This is a genomic window from Rhizobium cerradonense (genome assembly GCF_030182455.1).
GTDB lineage: Bacteria > Pseudomonadota > Alphaproteobacteria > Rhizobiales > Rhizobiaceae > Rhizobium.
Map to the genome: position 1 here is coordinate 1 of NZ_JAQJCK010000053.1, position 4,042 is coordinate 4,042.

General features: G+C 62.0%; 3 protein-coding genes and 1 pseudogene. 3 read left to right on the top strand and 1 reads right to left on the bottom strand.

Annotation, left to right across the window (positions count from 1 at the left end; all coding sequences use genetic code 11):
• The first annotated feature begins 640 nt into the window (after positions 1-640).
• Genes PH547_RS33410 through PH547_RS33420 form a run of 3 tightly spaced genes read left to right on the top strand, consistent with a single transcriptional unit; the run spans position 641 to position 3,587 of the window.
• Complete coding sequence (locus tag PH547_RS33410) at positions 641-1,690, top strand: tyrosine-type recombinase/integrase (protein WP_285170458.1); 1,050 nt, start codon at positions 641-643, stop codon at positions 1,688-1,690.
• Positions 1,684-2,601 (top strand): tyrosine-type recombinase/integrase, encoded by a 918-nt coding sequence (locus PH547_RS33415; protein ID WP_028755393.1) that lies wholly within the window; start codon positions 1,684-1,686, stop codon positions 2,599-2,601. Before PH547_RS33410 ends, PH547_RS33415 begins: the two co-directional genes overlap by 7 nt.
• A complete protein-coding gene (locus PH547_RS33420; protein WP_065091808.1) occupies positions 2,598-3,587 on the top strand; it encodes a tyrosine-type recombinase/integrase in 990 nt (329 codons plus the stop codon). Before PH547_RS33415 ends, PH547_RS33420 begins: the two co-directional genes overlap by 4 nt.
• 117 nt (positions 3,588-3,704) lie before the next feature.
• Here the strand turns inward: PH547_RS33420 and PH547_RS33425 are convergent.
• Positions 3,705-4,042: pseudogene (locus PH547_RS33425) on the bottom strand (hypothetical protein); the annotation flags it as partial.

Here is a 4,042-nt window from a genome sequence, read left to right on the forward strand (position 1 = left end):
ACCCGATGCGGCCTCGATGGCGGTCGAGAGGCGACGGATTGGACGGAATGCATCTGCAGGACCGCAGCGTGAGCGTAGGACGGCGGCAGCCGAGCTTGTTGGCTCGCGAGGAATGGCCGCTTGCGGTCAGGGGAAGAAGGTCGGCGGAGCCGTTGCAGGCCAGGGCCGGTCCGGTGCCAGACCAGCCCAAAAGAGAGGCCCTATCGGGGGCTTTGCGCCGTCAGCAGAGAACGACGCGAATGATCGGTTGTCGCCTCATCGGCATGATCAACGGCGCCGCCGGCGCCATCACCTCTCCCGTCGTCACCGTCGGCACCATATCCATCTGATCCGAGAAAAAAGCGCTGCTCTGCCCCTTTGCTCGCAACCGCAAGGGTGAGGCCGGAAAAGCTGTCCGCCGACGCTGGAATGGCTTGGAAACCTTCGATTTGTTCGACGCGCCGGACTCTTCCGGCACCAACGATCAAATCGAGGAAGCAGAATGACAAAGCGAAAGTACAGACATCGCCGCAGTGTCGATGTTCGGATCACTTGGCTGCAACCACATGTCGACGGATTCAAGCACTGGCTTGGCCAGCGGAATTATTCGGCCGCAACAATCGTGGAGGTGGTGCGCCTACTGGCACTGTGGGGTGATTGGGTGCGTGCCGCCGGCTTCGGTGTCGAAACACTCGCCGAGGGTCTGAACGCATCGGCATCGGTGTTCAAAGGCAGCAAGACCGCCCGTGCGCCACAGGGTGCTGCCGCACTGTTCGTCACGTATCTGCGCGAGTGCAACATTCTGCTGCAGGAGCAGGCTCCGTCACTGGAGGAGACGTGGCCGGCCCTGGCCGCCTTTAGTCGCTGGATGCGGGAGCAACGCGGCATCAAGGAGTCGACGCTCAACCTGTACCAGCCGGTATTGGCCGATTTACTGATATCGATTGGATCAGATCCCGCGGCTTATACGGCCGAGGCGATCCGCAACTTCGTGCTTGTTCGTGCGAGGCCGCACGGCCGTTCGCGGTCGCGGTGCATCGCCGTCGCCACGCGCATGTACCTCAAATACCTCATCGCGATGGGGCACTGCCCTGCGGGGCGGGAACATGCGGTTCCGAGCTTTGCGAGCTGGCAACTGGCGACGACGCCGTGCTTTCTTGGTCAAAGTGATATCGACCGCCTCCTTGCCAACTGTGAGGGCGAGTGCCGCTTACGCGACCGCGCTGTCATGTTGCTTCTGGCCCGGTTGGGCCTCAGGGCGAGCGAAGTCGCCAATCTCACTTTTGCTGACATCGATTGGAAAAATGGCCGGATAACGCTGCTCGGAAAGGTCCGGCGCGAGGAATGGCTGCCGCTGCCTCAGGACGTTGGCGATGCCATATTAGCTTATATCGAGCGGGCAAGGCCGCACATTGCGACGACGCGCGTGTTCCTGACGGATATCGCGCCGATCCGGCCGCTGAGCCGCATTGCCATAAAGTGCATCGTACGTCGCGGCCTCGACAGGGCAGGAATCGCGAGCATCCATCGTGGCGCGCATGTGCTGCGGCACTCAGCGGCGACCGCGATGCTGAGGAGCGGCGCAAGCCTTGCCGGCGTCGGAGCCGTTTTGCGTCACCGGTCTCCATCGACGACCGCGCTCTACGCCAAGGTCGACATCGGCCTCTTGTCCGAAATCGCGCAGCCTTGGGGCGGGAGGTTGCCATGCTGAGCGCCGACGTCGCCCGCTACATCAGTCTGCGCCGCGCGCTGGGCTACAAACTCGCCCGGGTCGATCGGTATCTCCTGGCGTTCGCGCGCTTTGCAGCGGAACGCGACGAGAGCCACATTCGCACAGCAACAGCTCTTTCTTGGTTGCCAGTGGCAGCCAAGAGCCCAAACGCCATGTCGCATCGACTGACGGCCCTGATCGCCTTTGCCCGCTTCATGCAGGCGGAAGATCCTCGTCACGAGATACCGCCCGCAGATATCAAGCGGTCCACCAATCGACCTGTTCCCTACATCTACAGCGCGGATGAGATCGCCCGTATTCTCGTTGTGGCCGGCAATCTGAGGCGCCAGCAGCCCAATCCACTGCGTCGCGAGCTCTATGTCATGCTCTTTGGACTGATTGCAGCTACGGGACTGCGCATCTCCGAAGCTCTCGCGCTCAGGCTCGACGACATCCTGCCGGACGGCGTGTTGCACATTCGCGAAACCAAGTTCCGCAAGAGCCGACTTGTACCGCTGCACGGCACCGTCATGGAAGCGCTCCAACGCTATCTTCACTCTCGGCGCCAACACGCCGGCGAGAGCGATTGGCTCTTCCCATCCGTCCAGCACCGACAGCTCTACCCGACGACGGTGAACTATACGTTCCGCTGCATCTTACGAGGGGCAGGCATCGCGCCGGGGCGAAGTCAGCAGCCACGTATCCACGACCTTCGACATACCTTCGCAACCCGCGTCCTGGAACAATGCGGTGCCGATCGCGGCGAAGTTGCCCGGCACTTCGTCGCTCTGTCGACCTACCTTGGCCATGTCAGTATCCACAATACATACTGGTATCTCGAGGCGACGCCGGAAATGATGACCGACATCGCCGCCGCGGCAGAAACTCTGGTCGGGGAGGACGGCTTATGACAGAGCTCGCCCCTCTCATCACTGGCTTCCTGCGAGATTATATGCCGCGACAGCGAGGTTACAGCCCGCAAAGCTGCGAGACATACGCGTTCAGCTTCAAGCTGCTGTTCAACTTTGCAGCCAAACGGCTCGGCACGCGACCGTCTCTGCTCGCCATCGAAGACCTAGACGCACCGATGATCGTGGCCTTCCTGGAGCACATTGAGCAGGATCGTGGCAATAGCGCTTCCACCCGTAATATGCGGCTTGCCGCCATCAAGGCGTTCATGCGCTATCTCGAGCACAAGGTTCCCTCCGCCCTTCAGCAGATCGGCCGGGTCCATGCGATTCCGACCAAGCGCCATGACCAGAAGCTCATCCGTCATCTGACGATGGATGAAATCCGCGCGATCTTAAACGCGCCCAATCTGGCGACGAGATCTGGCATCCGTGATCGGGCAATGATGCATCTCTGCTTCGCCGGAGGCTTGCGGGTCTCCGAACTGGTCGGCCTTCAGACAGAGAACCTGTCGCTTCAGAACGGTGCGAGCGTGAAGGTCATGGGAAAGGGCCGCAAGGAACGTTGCCTGCCGCTCTGGAAGGAAACTACGCGGGACCTTCGTGCGTGGCTGAGTGTTCGTGGCGCAGTCCGCGTACCGGACCTCTTCGTCAATGCTCAGGGCGACCCGATGACCCGCGCCGGCTTCGAGTATGTGCTCGACAAACATGTCGGCAAGGCAGCCGAGAGCTACTCATCGCTTCGCGGCCGTCGCGTCTCACCACATCAGCTTCGTCACGGCTGCGCAGTTGTGATGCTGCAGGCAACCCGCGACATCCGTAAGGTCGCCCTGTGGCTCGGCCACGCCGATATCCGCACGACCGAGGTCTACCTCCGCATCGACCCATCCGAGAAGTTGGAAGCGGTCGAGGCGGTAATTCCACGTGAGCTGAGGCGTGGCCGGTTCAAGGCACCGGATGCCCTGATCGCATCATTGCTCTCGGACTAGGAAGGAAACGCGGGTTCCGACCGGGTGCACCCTTGAGCGGAGTTCTACACCGCTACGGTCTGTTCCGGCTGATCTGATATCGCGCTCGACATAGCCGGTGTGCCTTGTCGGGCGCGGCTATTGTGGTGCATCGGAAGATGGTGCCGACGGTGACGACGGAGAGGTGATGGCGCCGGCGGCGCCGTTGATCATGCCGATGAGGCGACAACCGATCATTCGCGTCGTTCTCTGCTGACGGCGCAAAGCCCCCGATAGGGCCTCTCTTTTGGGCTGGTCTGGCACCGGACCGGCCCTGGCCTGCAACGGCTCCGCCGACCTTCTTCCCCTGACCGCAAGCGGCCATTCCTCGCGAGCCAACAAGCTCGGCTGCCGCCGTCCTACGCTCACGCTGCGGTCCTGCAGATGCATTCCGTCCAATCCGTCGCCTCTCGACCGCCATCGAGGCCGCATCGGGT

Bases quoted from the DNA above. Each gene is read 5' to 3' on its own strand.
- PH547_RS33415 (WP_028755393.1), top strand. From the start codon at position 1,684: ATGCTGAGCGCCGACGTCGCCCGCTACATCAGTCTGCGCCGCGCGCTG.
- PH547_RS33420 (WP_065091808.1), top strand. From the start codon at position 2,598: ATGACAGAGCTCGCCCCTCTCATCACTGGCTTCCTGCGAGATTATATG.